Origin of the sequence: Oceanimonas sp. MB9, assembly GCF_011319775.1 — a bacterium.
In the GTDB taxonomy this organism is placed as follows: domain Bacteria; phylum Pseudomonadota; class Gammaproteobacteria; order Enterobacterales; family Aeromonadaceae; genus Oceanimonas; species Oceanimonas doudoroffii.
This window is the reverse complement of record NZ_VFBE01000010.1, coordinates 79,479-104,229: the sequence shown is the minus strand read 5'-3', so window position 1 is coordinate 104,229 and position 24,751 is coordinate 79,479. Positions and strand designations below refer to the sequence as shown.

25 protein-coding genes are annotated in these 24,751 nt (G+C 60.3%); 15 read left to right on the top strand and 10 right to left on the bottom strand.

The window, feature by feature from the left end:
- Nucleotides 1–9: 9 nt before the first annotated feature.
- Complete coding sequence (gene dnaA, locus OJHNALOF_RS16050; RefSeq protein ID WP_094201936.1) at nt 10–1,392, bottom strand: chromosomal replication initiator protein DnaA; 1,383 nt, start codon at nt 1,390–1,392, stop codon at nt 10–12.
- Nucleotides 1,393–1,717: 325 nt separating this feature from the next.
- Between dnaA and azu the strand changes: the two genes are divergently transcribed.
- The 14 genes from azu (at nt 1,718) to OJHNALOF_RS15980 (ending at nt 14,924) form a co-directional block, all read left to right on the top strand.
- Nucleotides 1,718–2,170 (top strand): azurin, encoded by a 453-nt coding sequence (gene azu, locus OJHNALOF_RS16045; RefSeq protein ID WP_094201937.1) that lies wholly within the window; start codon nt 1,718–1,720, stop codon nt 2,168–2,170.
- A gap of 266 nt (nt 2,171–2,436) precedes the next feature.
- Nucleotides 2,437–4,041: a BCCT family transporter gene (locus tag OJHNALOF_RS16040; RefSeq protein ID WP_165662675.1), complete on the top strand. Its 1,605-nt coding sequence runs from the start codon at nt 2,437–2,439 to the stop codon at nt 4,039–4,041.
- A complete protein-coding gene (locus OJHNALOF_RS16035) occupies nt 4,025–6,034 on the top strand; it encodes a CocE/NonD family hydrolase (RefSeq protein WP_165662674.1) in 2,010 nt (669 codons plus the stop codon). The genes OJHNALOF_RS16040 and OJHNALOF_RS16035 overlap by 17 nt, the downstream gene beginning before the upstream one ends.
- Nucleotides 6,035–6,061: 27 nt before the next feature.
- On the top strand, nt 6,062–7,006 hold the full coding sequence (locus OJHNALOF_RS16030) for a LysR substrate-binding domain-containing protein (RefSeq protein WP_094201940.1): 945 nt from the start codon (nt 6,062–6,064) through the stop codon (nt 7,004–7,006).
- Nucleotides 7,007–7,239: 233 nt separating this feature from the next.
- Nucleotides 7,240–7,998, top strand: coding sequence for an amino acid ABC transporter substrate-binding protein (locus OJHNALOF_RS16025; protein ID WP_165662673.1), 759 nt, complete (start codon nt 7,240–7,242; stop codon nt 7,996–7,998).
- A gap of 4 nt (nt 7,999–8,002) precedes the next feature.
- Complete coding sequence (locus tag OJHNALOF_RS16020) at nt 8,003–8,668, top strand: amino acid ABC transporter permease (protein ID WP_094201942.1); 666 nt, start codon at nt 8,003–8,005, stop codon at nt 8,666–8,668.
- A gap of 10 nt (nt 8,669–8,678) precedes the next feature.
- A complete protein-coding gene (locus OJHNALOF_RS16015; protein ID WP_094201943.1) occupies nt 8,679–9,419 on the top strand; it encodes an amino acid ABC transporter ATP-binding protein in 741 nt (246 codons plus the stop codon).
- A gap of 261 nt (nt 9,420–9,680) precedes the next feature.
- Complete coding sequence (gene rpmH, locus OJHNALOF_RS16010) at nt 9,681–9,815, top strand: 50S ribosomal protein L34 (protein ID WP_014290886.1); 135 nt, start codon at nt 9,681–9,683, stop codon at nt 9,813–9,815.
- Entirely contained in the window at nt 9,815–10,177 is a 363-nt protein-coding gene (rnpA, locus tag OJHNALOF_RS16005; RefSeq protein WP_094201944.1) for a ribonuclease P protein component, read from the top strand. Before rpmH ends, rnpA begins: the two co-directional genes overlap by 1 nt.
- Nucleotides 10,138–10,383 carry a membrane protein insertion efficiency factor YidD gene (gene yidD / locus OJHNALOF_RS16000; RefSeq protein ID WP_094201945.1) on the top strand — a complete coding sequence of 82 codons (246 nt, stop codon included), beginning with the start codon at nt 10,138–10,140 and terminating at the stop codon, nt 10,381–10,383. Before rnpA ends, yidD begins: the two co-directional genes overlap by 40 nt.
- 4 nt (nt 10,384–10,387) lie before the next feature.
- Nucleotides 10,388–12,049 carry a membrane protein insertase YidC gene (gene yidC / locus OJHNALOF_RS15995; RefSeq protein WP_165662672.1) on the top strand — a complete coding sequence of 554 codons (1,662 nt, stop codon included), beginning with the start codon at nt 10,388–10,390 and terminating at the stop codon, nt 12,047–12,049.
- A 118-nt stretch (nt 12,050–12,167) separates the two neighbouring features.
- Nucleotides 12,168–13,529: a tRNA uridine-5-carboxymethylaminomethyl(34) synthesis GTPase MnmE gene (gene mnmE / locus OJHNALOF_RS15990; protein WP_094201947.1), complete on the top strand. Its 1,362-nt coding sequence runs from the start codon at nt 12,168–12,170 to the stop codon at nt 13,527–13,529.
- An 88-nt stretch (nt 13,530–13,617) separates the two neighbouring features.
- Nucleotides 13,618–14,508, top strand: a complete 891-nt coding sequence (locus OJHNALOF_RS15985; RefSeq protein ID WP_165662671.1) for a DMT family transporter — start codon at nt 13,618–13,620, stop codon at nt 14,506–14,508.
- 56 nt (nt 14,509–14,564) lie between these two features.
- Nucleotides 14,565–14,924: a DnaJ family domain-containing protein gene (locus tag OJHNALOF_RS15980; protein WP_165662670.1), complete on the top strand. Its 360-nt coding sequence runs from the start codon at nt 14,565–14,567 to the stop codon at nt 14,922–14,924.
- A gap of 50 nt (nt 14,925–14,974) precedes the next feature.
- On the opposite strand, the gene OJHNALOF_RS15975 is transcribed toward OJHNALOF_RS15980, so the two are convergent.
- From OJHNALOF_RS15975 to OJHNALOF_RS17100, 8 genes are all read right to left on the bottom strand, one after another.
- Complete coding sequence (locus OJHNALOF_RS15975) at nt 14,975–16,912, bottom strand: monovalent cation:proton antiporter-2 (CPA2) family protein (protein WP_165662669.1); 1,938 nt, start codon at nt 16,910–16,912, stop codon at nt 14,975–14,977.
- Complete coding sequence (locus tag OJHNALOF_RS15970; RefSeq protein ID WP_165662668.1) at nt 16,909–17,523, bottom strand: NAD(P)H-dependent oxidoreductase; 615 nt, start codon at nt 17,521–17,523, stop codon at nt 16,909–16,911. The genes OJHNALOF_RS15975 and OJHNALOF_RS15970 overlap by 4 nt, the downstream gene beginning before the upstream one ends.
- A 30-nt stretch (nt 17,524–17,553) precedes the next feature.
- Entirely contained in the window at nt 17,554–18,243 is a 690-nt protein-coding gene (locus OJHNALOF_RS15965) for a hypothetical protein (protein WP_206063765.1), read from the bottom strand.
- Nucleotides 18,244–18,372: 129 nt separating this feature from the next.
- Nucleotides 18,373–20,658 carry a xanthine dehydrogenase family protein molybdopterin-binding subunit gene (locus tag OJHNALOF_RS15960; protein WP_165662666.1) on the bottom strand — a complete coding sequence of 762 codons (2,286 nt, stop codon included), beginning with the start codon at nt 20,656–20,658 and terminating at the stop codon, nt 18,373–18,375.
- A 3-nt stretch (nt 20,659–20,661) separates the two neighbouring features.
- Nucleotides 20,662–21,153: a (2Fe-2S)-binding protein gene (locus OJHNALOF_RS15955; RefSeq protein WP_165662665.1), complete on the bottom strand. Its 492-nt coding sequence runs from the start codon at nt 21,151–21,153 to the stop codon at nt 20,662–20,664.
- Entirely contained in the window at nt 21,146–21,853 is a 708-nt protein-coding gene (locus tag OJHNALOF_RS15950) for an NTP transferase domain-containing protein (protein ID WP_165662664.1), read from the bottom strand. The genes OJHNALOF_RS15955 and OJHNALOF_RS15950 overlap by 8 nt, the downstream gene beginning before the upstream one ends.
- 2 nt (nt 21,854–21,855) lie before the next feature.
- Nucleotides 21,856–22,872 (bottom strand): XdhC family protein, encoded by a 1,017-nt coding sequence (locus tag OJHNALOF_RS15945; protein WP_165662663.1) that lies wholly within the window; start codon nt 22,870–22,872, stop codon nt 21,856–21,858.
- A gap of 291 nt (nt 22,873–23,163) precedes the next feature.
- Complete coding sequence (locus tag OJHNALOF_RS17100; protein ID WP_255459211.1) at nt 23,164–23,298, bottom strand: hypothetical protein; 135 nt, start codon at nt 23,296–23,298, stop codon at nt 23,164–23,166.
- Between the two features lie 48 nt (nt 23,299–23,346).
- Here OJHNALOF_RS17100 and OJHNALOF_RS15940 point away from each other — a divergent pair, with 48 nt between their 5' ends.
- Nucleotides 23,347–23,907: a hypothetical protein gene (locus OJHNALOF_RS15940; protein WP_165662662.1), complete on the top strand. Its 561-nt coding sequence runs from the start codon at nt 23,347–23,349 to the stop codon at nt 23,905–23,907.
- A 52-nt stretch (nt 23,908–23,959) separates the two neighbouring features.
- On the opposite strand, the gene OJHNALOF_RS15935 is transcribed toward OJHNALOF_RS15940, so the two are convergent.
- On the bottom strand, nt 23,960–24,724 hold the full coding sequence (locus tag OJHNALOF_RS15935) for an SDR family NAD(P)-dependent oxidoreductase (protein WP_165662661.1): 765 nt from the start codon (nt 24,722–24,724) through the stop codon (nt 23,960–23,962).
- Between the last annotated feature and the right edge of the window lie 27 nt (nt 24,725–24,751).

Below are 24,751 nucleotides of genomic sequence, written 5' to 3'. Positions count from 1 at the left end.
GCTCTCCGATCAGGAAGACAGGGTTCGAATCAGGTTGGAATAATCTTCCTTTATATCATGACTCTCTTCCCGCAGCTGGCCAATTTTGCGACAGGCGTGCAGCACAGTGGTGTGATCCCGGCCGCCAAAGGCGTCGCCGATCTCGGGCAGTGAATGGTTGGTCAGCTCCTTGGCCAGGGCCATGGCCAGCTGGCGTGGCCGGGCCACCGAGCGGGATCGCCGCTTGGACAGCAGATCCGCCACCTTGATCTTGTAATACTCCGCCACCGTCTTCTGAATGTTGTCGATGGTCACCAGCTTTTCCTGCAGCGCCAACAAATCTCTCAGTGCCTCGCGCACAAAGTCGATATTGATGGAGCGGCCGGTAAAGTTGGCGTTGGCGATCACCCGGTTCAGTGCCCCTTCCAGCTCGCGCACGTTGGATCTCAGGCGCTTGGCGATAAAGAAGGCCACTTCGTCGGGCAGGTGGATCTTGTTCTCGGCGGCCTTGCGCATCAGGATCGCCACCCGGGTTTCCAGCTCCGGCGGCTCAATCGCCACGGTCAGGCCCCAGCCAAAGCGGGACTTGAGCCGATCCTCGACCCCGTCGATCTCCTTGGGGTAACGATCCGAGGTCAGAATGATCTGCTGATTGCCTTCCAGCAGCGCATTAAAGGTGTGGAAAAACTCCTCCTGGGAGCGCTCCTTGTTGGCGAAGAACTGAATGTCATCGATCAGCAAGGCATCCACGCTGCGGTAGTAGCGCTTGAACTCTTCGATGGCGTTGTTCTGCAGCGCCTTGACCATGTCCTGCACAAAGCGCTCGGAATGCATGTAAATCACCCGGGCATCGGCCTTGCGCTCGCGAATGCCGTTGCCCACCGCGTGCAGCAGGTGGGTCTTGCCGAGGCCGGTGCCGCCATAGAGAAACAGCGGATTGTAGGCCCCACCCGGGTTGTCGGCCACCTGGCGGGCGGCGGCCCGGGCCAGCTGGTTCGACTTACCTTCAACGAAGTTGTCAAAGGTGTAGTTGGTGTTCATGTTGCTCTTGTGATTGATCTGCGGCTTGTCGTCCGCCTGCTCACTCCAGGACGGCACCAGCTGCGGCCGGGCCTGGGGCTTGCTGCCGTTGGGGCTGGCGCTGTTGGCCATCAGGTTGACCTGGGCACGCTTGTTGCCCACCTCGAATTTGAGCTGGGGGCACTGGTTGCCGCAAAACTCGCCCAGCAGGCCGTTGATGCGAATCAAGTACTTGTCACGCACCCAGTCGAGCACAAAACGGTTGGGGGCGAACAGGGTCAGGGTTTCGTCGCCCTGCTCCGCCTGCAGCGGCCGGATCCACATGCTGAATTCCGCGGAAGGCAATTCGTCCTGTAGCCGGGCAAGACACTGCTGCCAAAGCATAGCGCTCATTCGAACTCCTGAAACAAAAGGGATCAATCAAGGGGGTCGTCATTCTACTTGCCCGACTTCAGGATCTCTAGCCGGATCGCGCCGATCCTGAAAAATATGATCCTTGACTTATGTGAATAAACCACACCGCAATACACAGGATCCTCAGCTTTATAAACAAGCTACGCACATTTTGTATACTGTAGATTGCACAAAGGATCCCTGTAAATGCCGGGATCCTCTGAAAAATGAATATTGATAATCATTATCACCTTGTGTAAAGGTAGGGATCGATCCACCCTCATGGGTGGTTTTCGATTCATTCCATCATTGAGGAGTTCACGGCATGAAAGTAATCAAGTCTCTGGCCGGCCTGGTGCTGCTGTCGGCGGCCCTTCCCACCCTGGCCGACGAGTGCAGTCTGACCATCGAAGGCAACGACGCCATGCAGTTTAATCAGCAGGAGCTGAGCGTACCCGCCAGCTGCAAGGAAGTGACCCTGACCCTGAACCACACCGGCAACCTGGACAAGAAAGTCATGGGCCATAACTGGGTGCTGAGCCAGACCGCCGACATGCAGGCCATTGCCAGCGGCGGCATCAGTGCCGGCGCCGACAACGACTACCTGGACACCAGCGATGAGCGCATTCTGGCCCACACCGATCTGATCGGCGGCGGCGAAAGCAGCACCGTCACCTTCAGCACCGAGGGCATGAGTGCCGGTGGCGACTACAGCTATTTCTGCTCCTTTCCCGGCCATATCGGCATCATGAAAGGCAAGTTCACCATCACGGAATAAGGCTAGTCCCGCTCCATGCTGTTCACCATGCCGGCAACCGCCGGCATTTTTGTTGCCCCGGCCTGCTCCTTATCGGGGCCAGCATCACTCTCCCTCCCCATGCCATGGGATCATGACCCCGTGTTCATATGTCATTTGAGCCATAAAGGGCGACTCTGCACACTGGCTGTGGAATGTTGAAATAGTGGATTAAATTCCAGCCCATATGGCTCTATTTCGAACAGAATCAACAGGATATGCAGTATCCGATCATGGAGTGATTCTTTATGCTATTGACCAATATACGGCCTTTGGTGTTCTGGCCGACCTTTTTGCTGCTGCTGGGTGCCCTGCTCGCCAGCTATCTCAACCTCGATGGCTTTCTCGCCACCACCAAGACACTCAACGGCGCCATTCTCGATAACTTCTCCTGGCTGTTCAGCCTGGGCAGCCTCTACCTGCTGGTGCTGGCGGTGCTGGTGTATTGCTCGCCCCTGGGCCGGGTTCGTATCGGTGGCGACCAGGCCGAGCCGCTGCTGAGCCGCTGGCGCTGGTTCTCCATTACCCTGTGCACCACCCTGGCGGTGGGCGTGCTGTTCTGGACCACGGCCGAGCCCCTGTATCACCTGTTCGGTCCGCCCGAAAGCGCCGGGCTGGAAGCCGGCTCCCCCGAGGCGGCGCGCTTTGCCATGGCCACCATGTTCCTGCACTGGTCCTTTACCCCCTACGCCATCTACACCATTCCTTCCCTGGTGTTCACCCTGGCCTTCTATAACCAGCGCAAGCGCTTTTCCATCGGCAGCATGCTGGAGCCGGTGCTGGGGCCGCGGCTGACCCGCCGCCTTGGCAGCCTGATCGACGCCATCGCCCTCTACGCCCTGGTGGCCGGCATGGCTTCGTCCCTGGGTACCGGCGCCCTCACCCTGGCCGGCGGCGCCGGTCAGTATCTGGGCGGCGACACCAGCCCGTTTCGACTGGGCGTGGTGATTGCGCTGATCGTGGCCACCTTTGTGTTCTCCGCCGCCAGCGGCCTGAAAAAGGGCATCGCCCGCATGTCGGCGCTCAACGCCTGGCTGCTGCTGCTGCTCGGGGTGTTCATGTTCTGCTTTGGCCCCAGCGCCTTTATGGTCGCCCTGGGCACCGAGTCCCTGGGCCTGTATCTGGACACCTTCTTCTCCCGCAGCCTGTTTACCGGCGCCGCCGCCGGCGACCCCTGGCCCCAGTGGTGGAGCATCTTCTACTGGGCGGTATGGTTCGCCTGGGCGCCGGTCACCGCCCTGTTCCTCGGCAAAATCGCCCGGGGCTACACGGTGCGCGAGTTTATTCGCATCAACCTGGTGTATCCGGCGCTGTTCGCCATCGTCTGGATCTGCATTTTCTCCGGCACCGCCATTTATCTCGATCTGCACCAGGCCGCCGGCCTCAACGCAGTGCTCAATAACGACGGCGTGGAGCACGTGCTCTACCACATTTTTGAGCAGCTGCCGGGCAGCCAGCTGATGATAGTGCTGCTGCTGTTTATCGCCTTTGTGTCCTACGTTACCGCCGCCGATTCCAACACCGACGCCATTGGCGGCCTGTGCACTCGCGGCCTGACCGCCGACAGTCAGCAGGACAGCAATATCGGTATCAAGGTGCTATGGGGGTCGGTGATCGGCACCGTGTCCTGGGTGATGGTGTCCTTTGTGGGCATCGACGGCGTCAAGATGCTGTCCAACCTGGGCGGCCTGCCCGCCTTGTTCATCATTCTGCTGGCCAGCGGCTCGTTGTGGCACTGGCTGTCCAACCCGGCGCTGGTTACTAACGCCGCACACCCCGGCGCCGCCGGCGGACGCAACACCACACATTCATCCACCCCTGAAGGAGTTCCGGCAAATGCACATCAGGCATGAATTTCCCCATCGCGTACGCGAGATCGAACACACCCTGATTCCGCTGAAGGACGGCACTCAGCTGGCGGCCCGCATCTGGCTGCCGGAAGACGCGGAGCAGAACCCGGTGCCCGCCATTCTCGAGTACCTGCCCTACCGCAAGCTCGACGGCACCGCGGTGCGCGACGCCCTCACCCATCCCTACCTGGCGGGTCACGGCTATGCCTGCGTGCGGGTGGACATTCGCGGCAACGGCGAGTCCGACGGCCTGATGCTGGATGAATACCTTCAACAGGAGCAGGACGACGCCCTGGAAGTGATCGACTGGATCAGCCGCCAGCCCTGGTGCAGCGGCAAGCTGGGCATGATGGGCATCTCCTGGGGCGGCTTTAACAGCCTGCAGCTGGCGGCGCGCCGGCCCGCGCCGCTGAAGGCCATTATCACCCTCTGTTCCACCGACGACCGCTATGCCGACGACGTGCACTTCAAGGGTGGCAACCTGCTGCTGGAAAACCTGGGCTGGGCCGCCACCATGCTGAGTTTTTCCGCCGCCGTGCCCGACCCGCGACTGGTGGGTGACGACTGGCTGGAACGCTGGAAATACCGGCTGGAGAACATGCCGCTGATGGCCCATCCCTGGATCGAGCACGGCACCCGGGACGCCTACTGGCAGCACGGCTCCGTCTGTGAAAACTATGCCGACATCGAGGCCGCGGTATACTGCATCGGCGGCTGGGGCGATGCCTACCGCAACACTCCGGTGCGCATGATGGAACAGCTGACCTGCCCGAAAAAGGCGCTGATAGGTCCCTGGATCCACAAGTATCCCCACTTCGCCATTCCCGATCCGGCCATCGGCTTTTTACAGGAGGCACTGCGCTGGTGGGATCACTGGCTCAAGGACATCGACACCGGCATCATGGACGAGCCCGAGTGCACCTTTTACCTGCAGGAGGCACAGCCGCCGGTAGCCATGGCCGCCCATCGCGCCGGTGACTGGGTGCAGACCGAGGGCTGGCCCGCCTCCCAGGTTCGCGACAGAACCTTCAGCCTGGCCGACGGCGGCCTGCGCGAGGGTGAGTACTCGCTGACTGAGCCCACTTCCATTTGCTCGCCGCTGACCACGGGCGTACACGGCGGCGAATATTGCGCCATCTGGTTTGGCCCGGACTTTCCCACCGACCAGCGCCGGGACGACGCCCAGTCGCTGTGCTTTGACAGCGCACCGCTCGCCGAGCCGCTGCCGCTGCTGGGCAACCCCAGGGTGCGCCTGACCGGCGCCGTGGATCAGGACTGCGGACAGGTCACGGTACGCCTCTGCGACGTCGCCCCCGACGGCCGCGCCACCCTGGTAAGCTACGGCACCCTCAATCTGAGCCTGCGCCATGACCGCGCCGAAGTCACGCCGCCGGTGCCGGGCGAAAACATGGCTTTTGAGGTGGTGCTCGACAACATGGGTTACAAGGTGCCCGCCGGTCACCGGCTGCGGCTGGCCATTTCCACCGCCCACTTTCCGCTGCTGTGGCCCAGCCGCAAGCTGACCACCCTGACCCTGGCTCCCGGCGCCCAGCAACTGCTGCTGCCGGTCTTTGAGGGCAAGGCCATCGACAACCCGTTTCAGCCGCCCGAATCGGCCCAACCGGTCAACATGGACTACCTGCGCGAGCCCGCCCCCAAACGCACCATTACCGAGGACGTGGCGTCCGGCGAGGTGTGCCTGCGGGTGGACGACGACATGGGTACCTACCGCTTCCTTGACCACGGCTTTTGGGTAGAGCAAAAGGCCACCGAGGAGTACCGCACTCGGCCTTATGATCCCGACGCCACTCAGGCCGACATTCACTGGCTGTACCGGGCCGGCCGGGACGATTGGCAGGTGCGAGTGGAAAGCCGGCTGAGCATGACCGGAGACGAACACTACTACTACCTGACCGCCCATCAGCAGGCCTGGCTCAATGACCAGCCCTTTAACGATAAAAGCTGGGAATATCGCATTCCGCGCCGAGCTCAGTAGTCATGACGGACGGGCAGGGGTAGAGTAATGACTGTTACCGACAGCCTTGCCCGCACCGCCATGTCCCAGAAAATCTCGCCACTGCCGCCCCTCAACTGCCTGCAGGCCTTTGAGGCGGCGGCACGCCGCCGCAGCTTTACGCAGGCCGCCACCGAACTCAACCTGACTCAGAGCGCCGTCAGCCGGCAGATCAAACGGCTGGAGGAGTGTCTGGGCCGGCCGCTGTTTACTCGGGATGCCCTGAGTGTGACGCTGACCCCGGCGGGCGAGCGTTATTTTGAACTGGTGCAGGGGCTGCTGCGGGAACTGGCCAGCGGCACCGCCGAGCTCACCCGGCGCCAGGGCAGCCTGCAGCTGACCCTGGCATCCAGCCCCACCGTCGCTTCCATGTGGCTGACCCGCCGGCTGCCCGAGCTAAAGCGGGCCTGTCCGCAACTGGATATTCGCATTCTGACCGCAGAAGACCCGCGCCGGCTCGATCCCAGCGAGTTCGATCTGGCGCTGTATTATCTGCTGCCCGGCGAGCGGGAACCGGAAGGCGTACGCATTCGGCCGGTATTTGGCCCGGAGCGGGTGATCGCCCTGTGCAGCAAGGCTTATCTGCAACAAAACGGCCCCATTACCGACCCGGCCCAGATGCTGAAGCAACACACCCTGCTGGAGCTGGAAGATCACTACCACGACTGGCTCACCTGGCGGGACTGGTTTGCCGGCATTGAGCAGCCCTGGCAGGCGCCGGCCCATACCTTCAAGGCCAACAGCTATCTGCTGCTGATGCAGGCGGCCCTGGCCGGTCAGGGCATTACGCTTGGGTGGGAGCGGTTACTGGAGCCTTATCTGAGCGAGGGCGCTTTGGTGCAGGCCCTGCCCGAGAGCATGCCCAGCCGGGGTTACCTGTGCCTGCTGGAGCCCAGCCATCGCCACGCTTCGGTGGCCGCCCGCCAGTTTATACGCTGGCTGCTGCCGGAGTGAGCCCTTGCTTCCCCGGTTCGCCGCATCGTCACACTCATGGAAAAAGGATTCTCATGAATCTTTTGTTGAGGATTTTTCGGCCGGGTGGCGCCACCGCCTCCCCTTTTCAGGTTGATAACTTGTAAGATACTGGTGTCATGGCCCCGGCTGGTATAAAAAGGCCACCGTCATTTATGCTGTAATGATGCCGGACGTGGCCGTTTTCGTCCGGGTTCATAATAAGGAGAGTTACCATGTTCGCATCCATTCGTCGTCTGGGCACCGCCCTGGCCCTGTCCGCTACCCTTATCGCCCCCGCCATGGCCGCCGATCCGGTCAAGGTGGGCATGTCTGGCCGCTATTTTCCCTTTACCTTCGTCAAGCAAGACGAGCTGCAGGGCTTTGAAGTGGATGTATGGAACGAGATTGGCAAGCGTATCGAGCGGGATATGGAGTTTGTAACCACCAACTTCTCCGGCCTGTTCGGCATGCTCGACACCGGCCGCATCGACACCATTTCCAACCAGATCTCCATTACTCCAGAGCGGCTGGAAAAATACGACTTCGCCGAACCCTATGTGTATGACGGCGCACAGATAGTGGTTCGTCAGGGCAACGACAGCATTCAGGGCCTGGAGGATCTCAAGGGCAAGAAAGTGGCCGTCAACCTGGGCTCCAACTTTGAGCAGCTGATGCGCAAGCACGACACCAATAACGAGATCGACATCATCACCTACGAAACCAACCTGGAACAGGACGTGGCCCTGGGCCGGATTGACGCCTTTGTGATGGACCGGGTGGGCTCCGCCCAGCTGATCAACGAGGCTGGCCTGCCGCTGCAACTGGCCGGCAAGCCCTTTGAAACCATTGAAAACGCCTTTCCCTTTGTGAAAAAACCCGAACAGCAGGCACTGCTGGCCGAGGTGAACAAGGCGCTGGCCGACATGCGTGCCGACGGCACCCTTCAGGCCATTTCCGAGAAGTGGCTGAACGCCGACATTACCAGCAAGTAACCTCATGCAGTTCGATATCGACTACACCCTGGCGCTGTTTCCAATCCTGTTCAAATATTTGGGCACGACCATGGAAATGGCGCTGCTGGGCTTTGTGCTCGCCCTGATCATCGCCGGCACCCTGGCGGTGATCAGAACCTTTGAACTGCCGGGGCTGAACGCCCTGGCACGGCTGTTTATCTCGTTTTTCCGCGGTACGCCGCTGCTGGTGCAGCTGTTCCTGCTGTATTACGGCCTGCCCCAGATCATGCCCATTTTCATCGGCATGAACGCCTTTACCGCCGCCGTCATCGGCCTGACCCTGCACTTTGCCGCCTACATGGCCGAGTCGATTCGCGCCGCCATTCTGGGCATTCACAAAAGTCAGATGGAAGCGGCCATGAGCATCGGCATGACCCGGGGCCAGGCCATGCAGCGCATTATTCTGCCCCAGGCGGCACGCATCGCCACGCCTTCGCTGATGAACTACTTCATCGACATGATCAAGAGCACCTCGCTGGCCTTTACCCTTGGAGTGGCCGAGATCATGGCCACGGCCCAGAAGGAAGCCTCAAGCAGCTTCAAGTTCTTTGAGTCCTTTATTGCGGTGGCACTGATCTACTGGGCGGTGGTGGTGTTCTTTACCCACCTGCAGGGCCGGCTGGAGCGCCGCCTGAACGCGGCTTACTGACCGAGGCAACATGATCAAGTTACGCAACCTGACCAAGGTCTATCACGGCCAGACGGTACTGAACGACATCAGCCTGGACATCAACAAGGGTGAAATCGTGGTGATCCTGGGGCCTTCGGGCACCGGCAAGTCCACCCTGCTGCGCTGCCTTAACCTGCTGGAAACCCCGGAAGCGGGCAGCCTGGAGATAGACGGCTTTGCCATCGATCTGGCCAGGCACAACGGCAAACAGGCCATTGAACTGCGCAAGCGCACCTCCTTTGTGTTTCAGAACTATGCCCTGTTCGCCAACAAGACCGCCCGGGACAACATCGCCGAGGGGCTTATCACCGTATGGAAAAAGCCCAAGGCCGAGGCCCAGGCGGAGGCCCTGCGCATACTTGGCGACATCGGCCTGGAAGACAAGGCCGGCGCCTATCCGTCGTCCCTGTCCGGCGGCCAGCAGCAACGGGTGGGCATTGGCCGGGCCATGGCCAGCCACGCCAAGGTCATGCTGTTTGACGAACCCACCTCGGCGCTGGATCCGGAATGGGTGGACGAGGTGCTGGGGCTGATGAAAAAGCTGGCGCTGGCGCACCAGACCATGGTGGTGGTCACCCATGAAATCGGCTTTGCCCGGGACGTGGCCGACCGGGTCATCTTTATGGATGGCGGCCGCATCGTGGAGCAGGGCCCACCGGCCGAGCTGCTGACCAACCCGCAGGATCCGCGCACTCGCGCCTTTCTGCGCAAGGTGCTGCCCGCCGGCTGAGACGATCGCCGGGCTTGGCAGACACCTGTTGCCAACGGCGCCGGTGTGGGTATAATTCATGCCCCGCGATCCTCACGGATCCGGGATCGATCCGGCCAGCCATGCATGCAAAGGCGCCGGCTCGGTATTCAATGCCATGTCGATTGACGACGCGCACTTAACTGTTTAGAATTCGGCCTCTTTTATGGGTCGTCTTGGTTGGTGCAGCGCGCCTTTCGCCACGGCGGTCAAACTGTACAGTTAACTGAAGCGGTAATAACAATGAAACGCACTTTTCAACCTTCAAATCTGAAGCGTAAGCGCAGCCACGGTTTCCGTGCTCGTATGGCCACCAAAAACGGTCGTAAAGTACTGGCTGCCCGTCGCGCCAAAGGTCGTGCCCGTCTGAGCGCCTAATGGCCCGGCACGCCTTTTCACGGGAGTTACGTCTGTTAACTCCCGCTCAATTCAAAAACGTCTTCGACAACCCCGTCAGAGCCGCCTCCCCCCATCTTACCCTGCTGGCCAAACCCAACGGTCTGGAACACCCCCGACTCGGTCTTGCCGTGCCCAAAAAAGCACTCAAGCGCGCCGTGTGGCGTAACCGGGTAAAGCGGGTGGCGCGTGAATCCTTTCGCCTGAAGCAGCACAAGCTGCCCTCGGTCGACATTGTGGTGATCGCCAAGAAAGGTATCGGAGACGTGCCCAACGACGAACTGTTCGAGTTGATGGAAAGGCTATGGCGCACCCTCTCTCGCCGTTGCAAAGACTCGGCATAGGCCTGGTACGGCTTTATCAGCTGGTTATCAGCCCCCTGCTCGGTCCCAGGTGCCGCTTTACCCCCACCTGCTCTCAATACGCCATTGAAGCCATTCAACTCCACGGTTTTGCAAAAGGCGGTTGGTTAACTATCAAACGTCTATTAAAATGCCACCCTTTAGGTCCAAGCGGCCACGATCCGGTCCCGACAAAGCGAAGAAACTGACACTATGGAATCCCAACGCAACATACTTGTTATTGCGCTGCTGCTGGTGAGCTTTCTCATCTGGCAACAGTGGCAGACGGATAAGGCGCCCCAGCCAGAGACGGCGCAGCAAAGCACCCAAACCAGCACGGGCGATGACAGCTTTATTCCCGAGTCGGACCAGGCCGGTGGCGAAGTGCCTACCGACGCCCCCGTGACCGCCAGCCGCCAGCTGGTGACCCTGATCTCCGACACCCTGGAACTGACCATCGACACCCAGGGCGGCGACATTGTGCGCGCCGAGCTGCTGGAGCATGACGACGAGCTCAACTCCGACGACAAGTTCGTGCTGCTGAGCAATGGCGCCAACTTCGTCAACGTGGCACAAAGTGGCCTTATCGGTCGCGACGGTCCCGATGCCAGCGCCGACGGCCGTCCGGTCTACCAGACCGAGCAGGGTGAATTCCGTCTGGCCGAGGGCGAAGACCGCCTGAGCGTACCGCTGACCTTCACCAACGAGGCCGGCGTTACCTTCACCAAAACCTTTACCCTGGAGCGCGGTCGCTACGTAGTGGGTGTTAACTACGACATTCGCAACCAAAGCGACAAGCCGGTACAGGCTCAGCTCTACGCCCAGCTCAAGCAGAGCGAGAGCAAGCCCGGTGACGATGGCGGCAGCATGCTGATGGCGTCTGCCTACCGCGGCCCGGCCTACTCCACCAGCGAAACCCGCTACAGCAAATACGACTTCCAGGACGTGCGTGAAGCCAACCTGAACCAGACCACCGAAGGCGGCTGGATCGGCATGCTGCAGCACTACTTCGTGTCTGCCTGGGTGGCTCCGGAAAACGGCGAAAACCAGCTGTATACCCGCTTCCTGAACAATCAGGGCCAGGGCATTATCGGCTTCAAGGCCCCGGTCACCACGGTGGCAGCAGGCGCCGAGCAGAGCCTGTCTGCCAAGCTGTGGCTGGGTCCCAAGCTGCAGGATGAGATGGCCGAAGTGGCCCCCAACCTGGATCTGACCGTGGACTACGGCTGGCTGTGGTTCATCGCCCAGCCGCTGTTCAAGCTGCTGCAGATCCTGCAGGGCTTTGTGGTCAACTGGGGTCTGGCCATCGTGCTCACCACCTTTGTGGTGCGTGGCATCATGTATCCGCTGACCAAGGCCCAGTACACCTCCATGGCCAAGATGCGCATGCTGCAGCCCAAGCTGATGGCCCTGCGCGAGCGCTACGGCGACGACCGCCAGAAGATGTCTCAGGGCATGATGGAGCTGTACAAGAAGGAAAAGGTCAACCCGCTCGGCGGCTGTCTGCCCATCCTCATTCAGATGCCCATCTTCATCTCCCTGTACTGGGTTCTGATGGAGTCTGTTGAGCTGCGTCACGCCCCTTTCATGCTGTGGATTGACGATCTGTCGGTGCGCGATCCCTACTTCGTGCTGCCCATTCTGATGGGTGCCAGCATGTATGTGATTCAGAAGATGAGCCCGACCACCATCACCGACCCGATGCAGCAGAAGGTGATGCAGTTTATGCCCATCATCTTTACCTTCTTCTTCCTGTGGTTCCCCGCCGGTCTTACCCTGTACTGGCTGGTGAGCAACGTGGTCACCATCTCCCAGCAGTGGTATATCTTCCGCCAGCTGGAGAAGAAGGGCCTGCACAGCAAGGCCACGTCCTGAGGCGACTGGCCTGAGTGACGATAACGCAATACACTGGGCGGCCTGAGGGCCGCCTTTTTTATTGGCGGACATCACCGCCATACTGAACCGAACAGCTTATTCCGGAGTAACAGAACCCATGTCCAACGACACCATAGTCGCTCAGGCCACCGCCCCCGGACGCGGCGGCGTCGGCATTATTCGCGTTTCCGGCCCTCAAGCCGAGGCCGTGGCTCAGGCCGTGCTGGGCCGGGTGCCCAGAGTGCGCTATGCCGACTACCTGCCGTTCAGGGACGAACAGGGCACTGTGCTGGATCAGGGCATTGCCCTGCTGTTCAAGGGCCCCAACAGCTTTACCGGCGAAGACGTGCTGGAGCTGCAGGGCCACGGCGGCCCCGTGGTGCTGGACATGCTGGTGCGCCGCATTCTCACCCTGCCCGGCCTGCGCCCGGCCCGGGCCGGCGAGTTCAGCGAGCGCGCCTTTCTCAACGACAAACTGGATCTGGCCCAGGCCGAGGCCATTGCCGATCTGATTGAGGCGTCCAGCGAGCAGGCCGCCCGCTCGGCGCTGCAATCCCTGCAGGGGGAGTTTTCCACTCGAGTGCACGGCCTGGTGGAAGCGCTTACTCACCTGCGCATCTATGTGGAAGCGGCCATCGACTTTCCCGACGAGGAAGTGGACTTTCTCTCCGATGGCAAAATCGCCGGCGAGCTGTACGGCATCATGGACCGGCTGACCGAGGTGCAGCGGGAAGCCCGTCAGGGCGCCATTATGCGCGAGGGCATGAAGGTGGTGATCGCCGGCCGGCCCAACGCCGGCAAGTCCAGCCTGCTCAACGCCCTGGCCGGCAAGGAATCGGCCATTGTCACCGACATTGCCGGCACCACCCGGGACGTGTTGCGGGAATACATTCACCTCGACGGCATGCCCCTGCACATTATCGACACCGCCGGCCTGCGCGAGGCCAGCGATGCGGTGGAGCGCATCGGCATCGAGCGGGCCTGGGCCGAAATCGAGCAGGCCGACCGCATTCTGTTTATGGTGGACGGCACCACCACGGCGGCGCTGCACCCGAAAGACATCTGGCCCGACTTTATCGACCGGCTGCCGGCCCATATTGGCCTGACCGTGGTGCGCAACAAGGCCGACCTGACCGGCGAGGCACTGACCGTGAGCAGCGACGGCGAACACCCGGTATACCCCATCTCCGCCCGCACCGGCGAAGGGGTGGAAGCACTCAAAGAGCATCTCAAGGCCTGCATGGGCTTTCAGGGCGGCGGCGAAGGCGGCTTCAGCGCCCGCCAGCGCCACCTGGACGCCCTGCACCATGCCGATCAGCACCTGATCATGGCGAAAGAGCAGCTGGAGGTGTATATGGCCGGCGAACTGGTGGCGGAAGAACTGCGCCTGGCCCAGGAACAACTCAGCCAGATCACCGGCGAATTTACCTCCGACGACCTGCTTGGCAGGATTTTCTCAAGCTTTTGTATCGGCAAGTGAAACCGTCAATTCGCTGGCCGGCCGATGGCTGAAGGGCACGATCGGCATCCCCCCGAAGCGTATTTCCACTCAAGGAGGAGCGGCACAAATGGAGAACATGCGCGGCAGCCTATTTATGGTGATGGCGATGGCGGCCTTTGCGGTCGAGGACATGTTCATCAAGGCGGCGGCCACCGAGGCGGCCATTGGGGTGGTGCTCACCCTATTCGGCCTGGGCGGCACCCTGATCTTTATGATGCTGACATGGCGAAGCGGAAGCTCGATTCTGACCCGAGCCATGTGGTCCCGCGCCATCCTGATCCGCTCCCTCTGTGAAATGACCGGGCGTGTGTGCTTTGCCCTTGCCATCGCCCTGACCCCGCTTTCCAGCGCGTCGGCCATACTGCAGGCGTCTCCCCTGGTGGTGATTCTGGGCGCGGCGGTCATTTTTGGCGAACGGGTTGGCATGCAGCGCTGGCTGGCCATTGCCGTCGGGTTTGCCGGTGTCCTGATGATCATTCGGCCGGGACTGGAGGGTTTTAACCCTGCCTCTCTGTTTGCCGTCATCAGTACCCTGGGGTTTGCGGGCCGGGATCTGGCCACCCGGGCCGCACCACCCGCCTTGTCCAACTTTCAGCTGGGTGTATGCGGTTTTCTGGTGCTGATCCCCTCGGGCATTTTGCTTCAGCTTGTCAACGGACAGGCCTTGGCGCTCGACGGCTGGAAGATGGCTCCTGCCACGGCGGCCCAGGTGCTGGCCGCCGTCCTGTTCGGTGTGGCGGCCTACAACGCCCTGACCATTGCCATGCGCACCGGAGAAATTTCCGTGGTCACCCCGTTTCGTTATACCCGCCTGCTGTTTGCCCTGGTGCTGGGCATGCTGGTATTTCACGAGCAGCCGGATGTGATGACGGTGCTCGGCAGCGTACTGATTGTGGGCAGCGGCGCCTACACCCTGCTGCAGAGCCGGCGCCTGGTGGCCGTGTCGCCTTCCCGCTAACCCTCTTGCCGGCGAAGGTAGTATTGGTATGGGGCGGGCATGAGTACGGAGGAATCATGTGGTTAATTGACCAGCTGGCCGAGCAGGCCATCAACCAGGCGCGCAAGGAAGGTCAGTTTGACGATTTGCCCGGTGCCGGTCGGCCCCAGCAGCTGGAAGACGACAGCCTGGTGCCCGAGCACCTGCGCGCCGGTTACCGGCTGCTGAAAAACGCCGGCTACCTGCCGCCGGAACTGGAAGCTCGCAAGGAATATCTGCGCCTGCAGGATCTGCTGGCCGCGACCGAAAATCACGCCGAACGCGTGCAACTGGAGCGCACCCTGCGCCGGCTGGAACTGACCCTGGGCGAGCGCTTTCGGCAACTTTCTGCGCCAGGACAACACCAACTGGCTGGCCGGTTTGGCCAAAAAGACTGAGCCAATAGTGCATGGCGATGGCCTCCCTGGCCGGCATGCATGACGTCGTATCACTGTTCAGAGGCTGTCTTGTCTGCCTCTTTAAGCACTTGATCATAGCCTTTGGGTGGTGGTGCCCAGCCGCGCTCATCATGTGCATGATTATCCGCCCGATCGCGCTCCATTGCCTGTCTCAGCGACACTTCCAGTTCCAGGAACAATTGCCGGTAGTTGGTCAAATGCCGCCCTTCCCCTGCGGTGGCTTTCCAGTCCTGATACATGGTGCCCTGAATACCATCCTCCATGCTGTGGAAGATGAACTTCTTTTGCTCAACCCGGAACGGATGCAGGCCCAGACGCGTTAACGCTTCGCCCCCCAGGGCCAGTGCCGAATGATAGGTCTCCTTGACTACATGATCCGCTCCCGCTTCCTGCAACTCATAAAGATGGCCACGGTCATGGGCGCGGGCAAGTACCGTGAGCCCGGGATGATCACGCTTCACATGCCTGACCAGCTCCACCGCGCGCACCTTGTCATCAATGGCCACAACGAAGAGTGCACATTGCTCTATGCCGGCGGCATGTAGCAGCTCCGGCTGGGTCGTATCACCAAAATAGCTTTTCACACCAATCTTGCGCAGGTTTTCGACTTGTCCGGCCTCATGATCCAGCACCGTGGTCTTGATGCCATTGGCCACCAGCAAACGATTCACAATCTGGCCAAACCGCCCAACACCGGCAATGAGCACCTTCCCCTGCTCGTCGATTCGGTCGGCTTCCCGCGTATTGCTGGCAACGGTGAAACGGGGCAGCAGCACCTTCTCATACGCAATAAAGAGTGCGGGAGAAAGGAACATGGAGATGGCCACCACCAGCGCCACAAGCTGGGCCACTTCGGCAGGAATAACATGATTCTGCAGGCTGAAACTGATCAAGACAAAGCCAAACTCCCCTGCCTGAGCCAGACTCAGGGCCAACAGCCAGCGGTCGCTCTTGGCGAGGCCAAAGGGAAGAGCCACCACATAGATAATGGCCGCCTTTATTGTCATCAGCCCTATCACGGCCGCAATCACCAGCATCCATTCTGCTGCCAACACGGTGAAGTCGATGCTGGCGCCAACCGTAATAAAAAACAGCCCGAGCAGCAGCCCCTTGAAGGGCTCGATATTGGACTCCAGCTCATGACGAAACTCGCTGTTGGCAAGCACCACACCGGCAAGAAAGGTTCCCAATGCCGGAGACAGCCCCACCAGGCTCATCAGTGCCGCGATGCCAATGACCAGCATCAGGGCCGTTGCCGTAAATACTTCGCGCTGACCCGACTGCACCACATACCGGAACAGCGGGCGGCTGAGAAAGTACCCTCCCAGAATAACGCCGGCAATGGCTCCCAGTACCGCCAGCGCATACAACCAGTTGGGCAGATGCTCAAGCGCACTGCCATGGGCGTGCTCGGCCGTCTGTTCAGCAACGGCCGCACCCGCGGCCATTAACGCCGGAAATTCCAGCAAGGGCAGCAACGCCAGAATGGGAATGACCGCTATATCCTGAAACAGCAACACGGAAAACGCACCCCGCCCGCCCTCGGTTCTGGTCAGTCCCTTTTCGTTCAGGGTCTGCAGCACAATGGCGGTGGAAGACAGTGACAGAATAACGCCGATGGCCGTGGCCAGGCGCCAATCCAGGCCCAGGACGATCAACCCCGCGGCCACGGCGACCGACGTCAGCCCAACCTGCAATCCGCCAAGCCCCAGCAGCCGGTTGCGCATAGACCACAGCACCTTCGGCTCCAGCTCCAGGCCAACCAGAAACAGCATCATGACCACCCCAAACTCGGCAAAATGCTGCAAGGTTTCGGTTTCTTCACCCACCAGCCCAATCACCGGGCCGATGATCACCCCGGCAATCAGATAACCCAGCACCGAGCCCATGCCCAGGCGCTTGGCAAGGGGCACGGTGATCACCGCCGCACACAGATAGATAAAGGCCTGAATGAAGTAAACCGTCATGACATATCCTCCGCGGACAGCGAGAGCACGTCGTTGAGAGAGGCGGCCGACTGCGCCCGGTTCAGATCCAGAGTGTTGTCCCTCAATGCGATCAGCAGCCGTTGCCAGCGTTCCAGGTGCGGCTGAATCCTGTTTTCGTCGCCGGCAGTGCGTGCACCATAGAGTACGAAGGGGGGCAAGTAATGCATGCCGCAAATGCGGGCGGTCTGCTCCAGAGGGCGCATTAACTCCCTCAGGCTGAAGTGGTTGAACCCCTCGGCGCAATAGGCATCGGCGTTCGCTCCGGCGGTGGTGACACTGAGAAAGATTTTGTCTTTCAGTTCGGTGCCGCCGGCGCCATAAGCAAACCCATATTCCAGCACCAGATCCTGCCATTCCTTGAGCATGGCAGGCGTGGAGTACCAGTAGAGGGGATGCATAAAGATAATGATCTCATGCTGACGCAGGCGCTGCTGTTCCTTGTCGATATCGATGGCGAAGTTGGGGTACTCCGCGTAAAGATCGATAACAGAGACACCGTCAACCTGTCGTGCCGTTGCCAGCAGGGGAGCATTGGCCTCTGATCGATGAAGCGAAGGATGAGCAAACAGGATCAGAATATTACGCGGCATTCAATGCTCCCCTGTGAGGTTTCATAGGCATCAGCCAGCGGGACAGGGCGCACCGCCATCAATCCATAGTGTCATGGCCTGGGCAAAATCCTTGTGGGAGCCGGGCGCCGGGGTGCGATTCAGCCCGGGGTCCCACGACCACCGCACCAGGGGATCGTCCTGAACATGGTGCTCAAACTCCTTTTTAAAGGTCGCCATATCGGATCGACCGCCACGCATCGCCAGGAAGCTGTTTTTGGCCGGGTCGAGCCAGTTGTTGCAGAGTTCCGCCGGCGTGATGTCTTGCTCGATCACCATGGTGACGGGCGGCATATGCCAGACAAACCCGGGCATTAAATCATTCGCGGCGCCGGGAGGCATGCCCGCTTCTGTTCCGTTTTCGTCCCGGTGACAGCTTCGGCAGTTAACCGGCTGCAGATTGTCTGCCATGACAAATTTGCCATCCTGTGCGATCAGCCGAATGTTGTTGAGCGAGGTAATATTCATCGGGTGCGGAATACGTTGATCGCCCACCGTCGGCCGGTGTATACCATCTTCCACCACACCATGACAATTGGCACAACGTGGGTGGGTGGCCACCTGGTAGAGATACTGGAATGCCCCTGCCGCCGATGGCGAGGCCATGTAATCCGAATAGGCGTCTGCCCTGGCATGCTGTGGCGCCAGCGCCACCACTGCCAGAAACAGAGAATTCAGTGATACCGATGTAAGAGCCTTCATTGTTGTCACCATTCCCTTTCATCACGTGTTACCGGTCATTGGCACACGACCGTGGTAACCGATTCAGGCCAAAGGAAGTGTTCCACGCGCGATACGCGGAACACTTTCGCCTGGTGTAATCCGCCAGATTTATCCAACCGCCAGGGTATTCAGTACGTGGTTGGCCAGCATGGGCAGTTCGCGCAACCGAATGCCCACCGCCTGATAAACCGCGTTGCCAATCGCCGGTGCAACGCCAATGACACCGGGCTCACCCAGGCCGACCGGAAATTCATCGCTCTCGATGAATTCAATGTCCATCTCCGGCAGGTCGTTCATGCGCAACGGCAGATAGCTATGCAGGTTGGTCTTGCTGACCCGGCCATCCTGGTAGGCATTGTGCTCAAACAGGGCAAGGCTGGTACCCCAAAGCAATGAGCCCTCAATCTGCGCCAGGGCGCCATCGGGGTGGATCACAATGCCGGCGTCGACAACGGCCCAGAGTTTCTTGACGGTAATCTTTCCGGATTGGCGGTTCACATGAACATGCGCCGCCGTGGCAATCCAGGCCGGCATGGTACGTTCCTGGCCCGCGCTGACCGAAAAGCCGATGCCTTCATCCGCCTCCAGCTTGATATCTGCCACCTTGGCCTTCAGCTGTGCCAGGGTGTTGTGCAGGCGCTTTGCTCCGCCAACACTTTCCGGCGCCTTGCCCGCCTGCTTGCCGGCGCCATCCAGCAACGCCAGACGGAACTCGGCCGGATCCTTGCCGAGTTCCACGGCGATTTCATCGATAAACGACTCCAGGCCCCAGACGATCCAGCCTTGCCCCACGGCGCGCAACCAGCCGGGGGTAAAGGTTTTTTGCGCCAGTTCATTGTTGATCGCGCGCGCACGGTGGTTGGCCATGCTGTACCAGTGATCGGCGCCCGAGGCGGAGAACATGTCGATCTTGCCTTTCTTGTCCACGCTGTCGGCCATAAATCCGGGCGCCATGGTCAGGGTGGGCCAGCCGGCGGCGAAGGCGTGCTCCAGGCCGGTGAAATTGCCGTTATCATCAAAAGAAGCATGAAACAGTGAGGTAGATGCCGAACGGCTTTGATCAAACAGGGTGTCGTCTTCTCGCGTGAAGATAAGCTTGACCGGCTTGTCGATGGCCTTGGCGGTCAGCAGCGAGGGCACGATCCAGTCTCCGTACAAACGACGTCCAAAGCCCCCTCCCAGGTAGTACTGATGCATGATGACGTCGTCTTCGGAAACGCCGGCGGCCTTGGCAATGGTCGGCAGTGTCAGTGATTGCCACTGGTTCCCCGTATGCACATGCCACTTGCCGTCCCTGAATTCACTCAGGGCATTTAACGGCTCCAGCTGAAAGTGGCTGGCGGTGGCGGTGGTATAGAGGGCCTCTATGGTTTTGCCGGAGTCGGCCTGCGCCCTGGTGACATCACCCTCATCAACAAACAGCAGCCCCTGAGTGCGATCCCGCACCAGCCGCTCCCCTTCTTTCTGCAGGTCGGCTTCGCTGACAGTGGCGGTTTCGCCCGCCTTATAGTCCACCTTGATGGCATTGGCGGCCTTGATGGCCGAGGGAAAGTTATCCGCAATCACGGTCACCCAGCCCTCACAGGTCTTGCTGGGGTCTTTCAGCACCTCATAGCCAAGGTATCCCTTGATGTCACGCGCTGCGCTGTCGTCCACCCTTTCAACCGTACTGCCATAGCGGGTGGGAGGAAGAATCGGGCGCGCATACACCATGCCTTCCACTTCCACATCGATGCCATACACGGCGGTACCATTGGTCTTGGCCGGAATATCCAGCGCCCTGGAAGGCTTGCCTATCAAATGGCGCTTGTTGGAAGGCTTGATGGGCAGTTCGGCAATTTCCTCGGCGGTAAATACTCTGTTGAGCTCACCCCTGGTGACGATATCGCCATAACTGACGGACCGGTCACCATGAAAGACCTTGCCATCCCGGGCTTCACACTGCTCTGCACTCACACCCAGCAGTTTTGCGCCGGCGTCAATCAGTGCCAGCCGGCCGGCGGCACCGGCCTGAGACAGCGGCTTGTAGGAATGGAAGATGGACCAGGAGCCACCGGTCACCATATAGCCCCACTTGGGATCGGTATCCACATGCCTGATGGTCACCTTGTCCCAGTCACAGGCCAGCTCATCCGCCAGGATCCGCGCCAGCGCCGTGCCGATATGCTGCCCCATCTCTGCCTTGGCGATGTTAATCATCACATTGCCCTGGGCATCCATCTCAAACCAGATGGTAGGAGAAAACATTTTGTCAGACAGCGCTTCCTGCGCGCTCAGGGCAGAAGAAAAGATGGCCGGGGCAAACGCCATCATCACGGAGGCATGCACGGTGCCGATCAAAAAGCTGCGGCGTGACAGATCTATGGTGTCCTTCTTCGCTTTCAGGCTATTCATGGTTTAGGCCTCCTGATTGGGCGCGCTGGGGTCAAAGATATTCACGCCGGCCTGAGACTCGGTAGCGGCCCGCTGGATGGCCTTCTTGATCCGTACATACGCCATACAGCGGCAGTAGTTGGTGCTCATGTGGTTCACAATGTCCTGCTCGGAAGGGTTAGGATTGGCTTCGAGCAAGGTGGCGGCTTGCATGATCTGGCCGGACTGGCAGTAACCACACTGGGGCACCTGCTCTTCTATCCAGGCTTGCTGAAGCGGGTGGTTGTCCAGTGCTTCTATGGTGGTCACCGACTTGCCGGCCACCTGGCCAACCATATAGGAGCAGGAGCGATAGGCATTGCCGTCAATATGCACGGTACAGGCGCCGCACATGGCAACGCCGCAGCCATATTTAGTGCCCTTGAGGTCAAACTCGTCCCGAATAACCCAAAGCAGCGGCGTATCTGCCTCGGCCTCGGTACTGACCTGCCGGCCATTTAACGTGAACTCAATCATGGTGGTAACTCTCTTTTTGGGGGCTGTGATGGGGGCTTGCTGGTAGTGGATTGGTTGAATCTGAACTGTTCGCAGACCCCGACAGGAATGACTCATGGGAAATGGCCGCCTGATGCCAGGCGGCCAGCGCCGCCGGCGTATCGATATCCACCGCCGCACTTGGCATGGGCAGCGCTATCGCCGCAGAAGACCCGGCTCTGAGCAGTTGCTGCGCGCCACTATCGCCGTTCAGGCGCATCAGGGTGTCAAAATACACGCTGCCAAACAGGGCCGGCACGCCGCGGCGGGACTCGCTATAGGCCGCACACAACAGGGCCTGCGGGCTGGCCTGCGCGGTGAGCGCCGCAAGGTTGGCGGGGGTCAGGTCGACCTGATCCGCCAGCATGACCAGAATGGCGTCATAGCCCGTCCGACCGGCAACCAGGTGACGCACTCCGGCCGCAATGGAACTGCCCAGCCCTCGGGCCCAGTCACGGTGGTAAATAAAGGATGAAGGCTCCCAGGACTCGTCGGTGCTCGCCTGCTCAACCTCGTTATGCCAGGCGCCGGTCACCGTAAATACATGCCCCAGCGTCACTTGCCGGGCGGTGTTGATGCTTCTTCTCAGCAGCGGCATTCCATTGACGGACGCCAGCAGTTTGCAGCCGCCAAAGCGCGTGGAGCCACCGGCGGCCATGATCAGGGTAGCAATGCGCGGCATGACTACAGCACTCCGCTCAGTGACCGCGTGCTGCCACCGGCCAGTACCGCGTGGCACTCGGCCAGAATGGCCAGGGCGATGCTCTCGGGCAGCGCGGCGCCAATGGCCAGGCCGGCCGGTCCTGCCAGGCGCATATTGATATCGTCGATGGACAGCCCCGCCCACTCCAGCACCTGGTCTCGCCGGTGGCTGGGCCCCAGCATGGCCAGGTAACGCAGCGGCGTCTGATGCAGGGCCCGAAGAGCCGCGCCATCCAGGCTGATGTTATGGGCCATCAATACCGCCGCATCCACGCGCCGGGCACTGACAAAATACGTGAGTGTGTCGGCCGGGGCACGCAGGATGTCGCTTGCCGACATAAAAAACTCGGCACGCGCATTGGCCGGTCTGGGATCCCAGATGCTGACCCGCCAACCCAGTGTATGGGCCATGGCAGACACGGATCTGGCATCCAGGCCTCCGCCCACGATCAGCAGGTGAGGCTCTGGCACTATGGGGGTCTCAAGCCACTGCTCGTCTCCGTCACGAATCAGCTGGCCCTTGATATGAAAGGAGTTGCCGGAAACGGCCTCGCTGAGCAGAAAGCGCCCTTCTACCCTGCCGTTGGCTTCGGGAATGCGTTGGTAATAAACGCCATGTTGTCTTGCAGACAGCGCCTGATGCACCTGCTCCAGCCCCAGGTAGTCATTACCGGCGGTAACGGGCTGCAGCAACACATACACCACGCCGCCACAACCAATGCCAAGCTGAAAGGACAGATCGTCTTCATCATTGCCATCGTAGCGCAGCGTCATGGCGCTGCCGGTCTGCATCACCTTGCGGGCGTGCAGCTGAATGTCGCTTTCCAGACAGCCACCGCTCAGCATACCCAGCTGTTGCCCCAGGCTGCTGAACAACATCATGGCGCCGGCCTTGCGGTAACTTGAGCCTTCCGTCTGGTAGACGGTACCCAACACCCATTCGGCCTGAGACCTTTGCGGATACCATTGTGCGAGCAGGGTGGACAGCTGGTTAGACATGGCGAGCCTTTCGACTAAGTTCGGGATTATGGTGCCTGAAGAATTAGTCTAGAAGGTTGGTAACGATATTCAACCAGTATACTTTTGGTAACCACTCAAATCATGAGTGTTCATTCGAGTAGAAAGTAAGTAAGCACAAACTCCCGAGAGCTTGAAAAACCATGCCGAAGCTGGCCGGGAAGCAAGCCGGGTGCAACACAATCTTCATGAAAAAGTGGCCGCTGCGGGCACGAAAGTGCGACCCGGTTCAACCCCGATAAACACGAGTACAGGTTTCGTCGTCGCTGGGGATCAGCGGTGAATGGCGTCCTTTATCCAGGCGTCCAGCTGACCTTCACCGACCCCTCTGGAATCGTAAATGACCCGGTATAACAATGGTGCCAACAACTTGTCCGTCAGACGTTCCAGCAGCTCGTCTGCCTCCATGACCACTGCCCCTTCCTGCCGCGGGCGCGTCAGCGCACGGTGATGGTGTTGCCTGCGAACATCAAGCCGGTCATCTGGGGCATTGCCCCCGTCAACATGGCGGGCTGGGCATTGTGCGGTTTCTACCTGGCGCTCATGCCCTCACTGAGTGCCGGCATCATGGCCAGCGAGGCGGCCTGGCAGGACGGCCTCCTCATCTTTCTGCTGCCATTTGTTGGCGGCATCGCGGCGGTGACCCTTCGGCACCGGCAGGCGGTCACCAATGTTCGGGTTTCCTGTATTTCAATGATTATCGGCTTGTCGATGATAGTGCTGGGAGCCTGGTGGCATCAGGCAGTCTGGCTGCTGCTGGGCGGCATCGCTTCCGGGGTCGGGTTTGGCGCCGGATTTCTGGGCACCAAAAAGGCCATGCTGGCGCGGGCCCCGGCTTCACAACGCTCCGGCGTTATCGCGTTGTTCTACCTGCTCAGCTACCTGCCCTTCAGCCTGCCGGTCATTCTCGCCGGTATGGGTTCACAATATGCCGGCCTGACGAGCACCACAGTGGGTTTCTCCTTGCTGCTGGGAGCCCTCTGCCTCTGGGTGCTTTACCGTAGTCGAACTTCATAATCCTTTATGGCAACAGCGCTCGCTGGAAGAAGTTGCAGCGAGCGCATTTTCATTATTGCGCCGTCCAGCCGCCGTCGACCTTGAGGCTGCTGCCGGTGACCAGGGCACTGGCATCGGAGGCCAGGTAAATCACCGCCCCCATAATGTCTTCCACTGTGCCTACGCGGCCCAGAGGGATTTTAGTCAGGGTGTCTTCCTGAAAGGCCCGGGATGCAAAGAAGGGTTCGGTCATGGGCGTCTTGATAAAGGTCGGACACAGGCTGTTGACCCGAATGGCATGCGGGGCCAGTTCTACCGCCATGGCCTTGGTCAGGCCCTCTACCGCATGCTTGGTCATGCAATACACCGTGCGCTGGGCGGCCCCCACATGGCCCATTTGGGACGACATGTTGATGATGCTGCCACCTGCTCCGTGGGCCTGCATTTTGGCGGCAACCTGTTGCGCCACAAAGAAATATCCCTTGATATTGAGCTGAACCAGCTGGTCGAAATGCGCTTCCGTCACGTCCACGAAGGCTTCGGGAATATTGGTGCCGGCGTTATTCACCAGAATGTCGATTCGGGGCACCCCCCCAATCTTGTCGACAATATCCCGCATGGAGGACATGTCTGCCTCAAGGGCTTCCGCGCTCTGACCGAGCTGGCGAATCTCCTCGCACAACACATCCAGCGCCTCCCTGCCACGCCCCACACACACCACATGGGCCCCCTGGTTTGCCAGGGCCAGGGCCGCCGCACGGCCGATGCCTTTGCTGGCACCGGTGATCAACGCAATTTTCCCAACCAATGAAAAAGAAGGAGTAGCCGGAACAGACATGGGGGTACCTCTCTGCAAGTGAATGAT

Bases quoted from the DNA above. Each gene is read 5' to 3' on its own strand.
- dnaA (WP_094201936.1), bottom strand. From the start codon at position 1,392: ATGAGCGCTATGCTTTGGCAGCAGTGTCTTGCCCGGCTACAGGACGAA.
- azu (WP_094201937.1), top strand. From the start codon at position 1,718: ATGAAAGTAATCAAGTCTCTGGCCGGCCTGGTGCTGCTGTCGGCGGCC.
- OJHNALOF_RS16040 (WP_165662675.1), top strand. From the start codon at position 2,437: ATGCTATTGACCAATATACGGCCTTTGGTGTTCTGGCCGACCTTTTTG.
- OJHNALOF_RS16035 (WP_165662674.1), top strand. From the start codon at position 4,025: ATGCACATCAGGCATGAATTTCCCCATCGCGTACGCGAGATCGAACAC.
- OJHNALOF_RS16030 (WP_094201940.1), top strand. From the start codon at position 6,062: ATGACTGTTACCGACAGCCTTGCCCGCACCGCCATGTCCCAGAAAATC.
- OJHNALOF_RS16025 (WP_165662673.1), top strand. From the start codon at position 7,240: ATGTTCGCATCCATTCGTCGTCTGGGCACCGCCCTGGCCCTGTCCGCT.
- OJHNALOF_RS16020 (WP_094201942.1), top strand. From the start codon at position 8,003: ATGCAGTTCGATATCGACTACACCCTGGCGCTGTTTCCAATCCTGTTC.
- OJHNALOF_RS16015 (WP_094201943.1), top strand. From the start codon at position 8,679: ATGATCAAGTTACGCAACCTGACCAAGGTCTATCACGGCCAGACGGTA.
- rpmH (WP_014290886.1), top strand. From the start codon at position 9,681: ATGAAACGCACTTTTCAACCTTCAAATCTGAAGCGTAAGCGCAGCCAC.
- rnpA (WP_094201944.1), top strand. From the start codon at position 9,815: ATGGCCCGGCACGCCTTTTCACGGGAGTTACGTCTGTTAACTCCCGCT.
- yidD (WP_094201945.1), top strand. From the start codon at position 10,138: ATGGCGCACCCTCTCTCGCCGTTGCAAAGACTCGGCATAGGCCTGGTA.
- yidC (WP_165662672.1), top strand. From the start codon at position 10,388: ATGGAATCCCAACGCAACATACTTGTTATTGCGCTGCTGCTGGTGAGC.
- mnmE (WP_094201947.1), top strand. From the start codon at position 12,168: ATGTCCAACGACACCATAGTCGCTCAGGCCACCGCCCCCGGACGCGGC.
- OJHNALOF_RS15985 (WP_165662671.1), top strand. From the start codon at position 13,618: ATGGAGAACATGCGCGGCAGCCTATTTATGGTGATGGCGATGGCGGCC.
- OJHNALOF_RS15980 (WP_165662670.1), top strand. From the start codon at position 14,565: ATGTGGTTAATTGACCAGCTGGCCGAGCAGGCCATCAACCAGGCGCGC.
- OJHNALOF_RS15975 (WP_165662669.1), bottom strand. From the start codon at position 16,912: ATGACGGTTTACTTCATTCAGGCCTTTATCTATCTGTGTGCGGCGGTG.
- OJHNALOF_RS15970 (WP_165662668.1), bottom strand. From the start codon at position 17,523: ATGCCGCGTAATATTCTGATCCTGTTTGCTCATCCTTCGCTTCATCGA.
- OJHNALOF_RS15965 (WP_206063765.1), bottom strand. From the start codon at position 18,243: ATGAAGGCTCTTACATCGGTATCACTGAATTCTCTGTTTCTGGCAGTG.
- OJHNALOF_RS15960 (WP_165662666.1), bottom strand. From the start codon at position 20,658: ATGAATAGCCTGAAAGCGAAGAAGGACACCATAGATCTGTCACGCCGC.
- OJHNALOF_RS15955 (WP_165662665.1), bottom strand. From the start codon at position 21,153: ATGATTGAGTTCACGTTAAATGGCCGGCAGGTCAGTACCGAGGCCGAG.
- OJHNALOF_RS15950 (WP_165662664.1), bottom strand. From the start codon at position 21,853: ATGCCGCGCATTGCTACCCTGATCATGGCCGCCGGTGGCTCCACGCGC.
- OJHNALOF_RS15945 (WP_165662663.1), bottom strand. From the start codon at position 22,872: ATGTCTAACCAGCTGTCCACCCTGCTCGCACAATGGTATCCGCAAAGG.
- OJHNALOF_RS17100 (WP_255459211.1), bottom strand. From the start codon at position 23,298: ATGGAGGCAGACGAGCTGCTGGAACGTCTGACGGACAAGTTGTTGGCA.
- OJHNALOF_RS15935 (WP_165662661.1), bottom strand. From the start codon at position 24,724: ATGTCTGTTCCGGCTACTCCTTCTTTTTCATTGGTTGGGAAAATTGCG.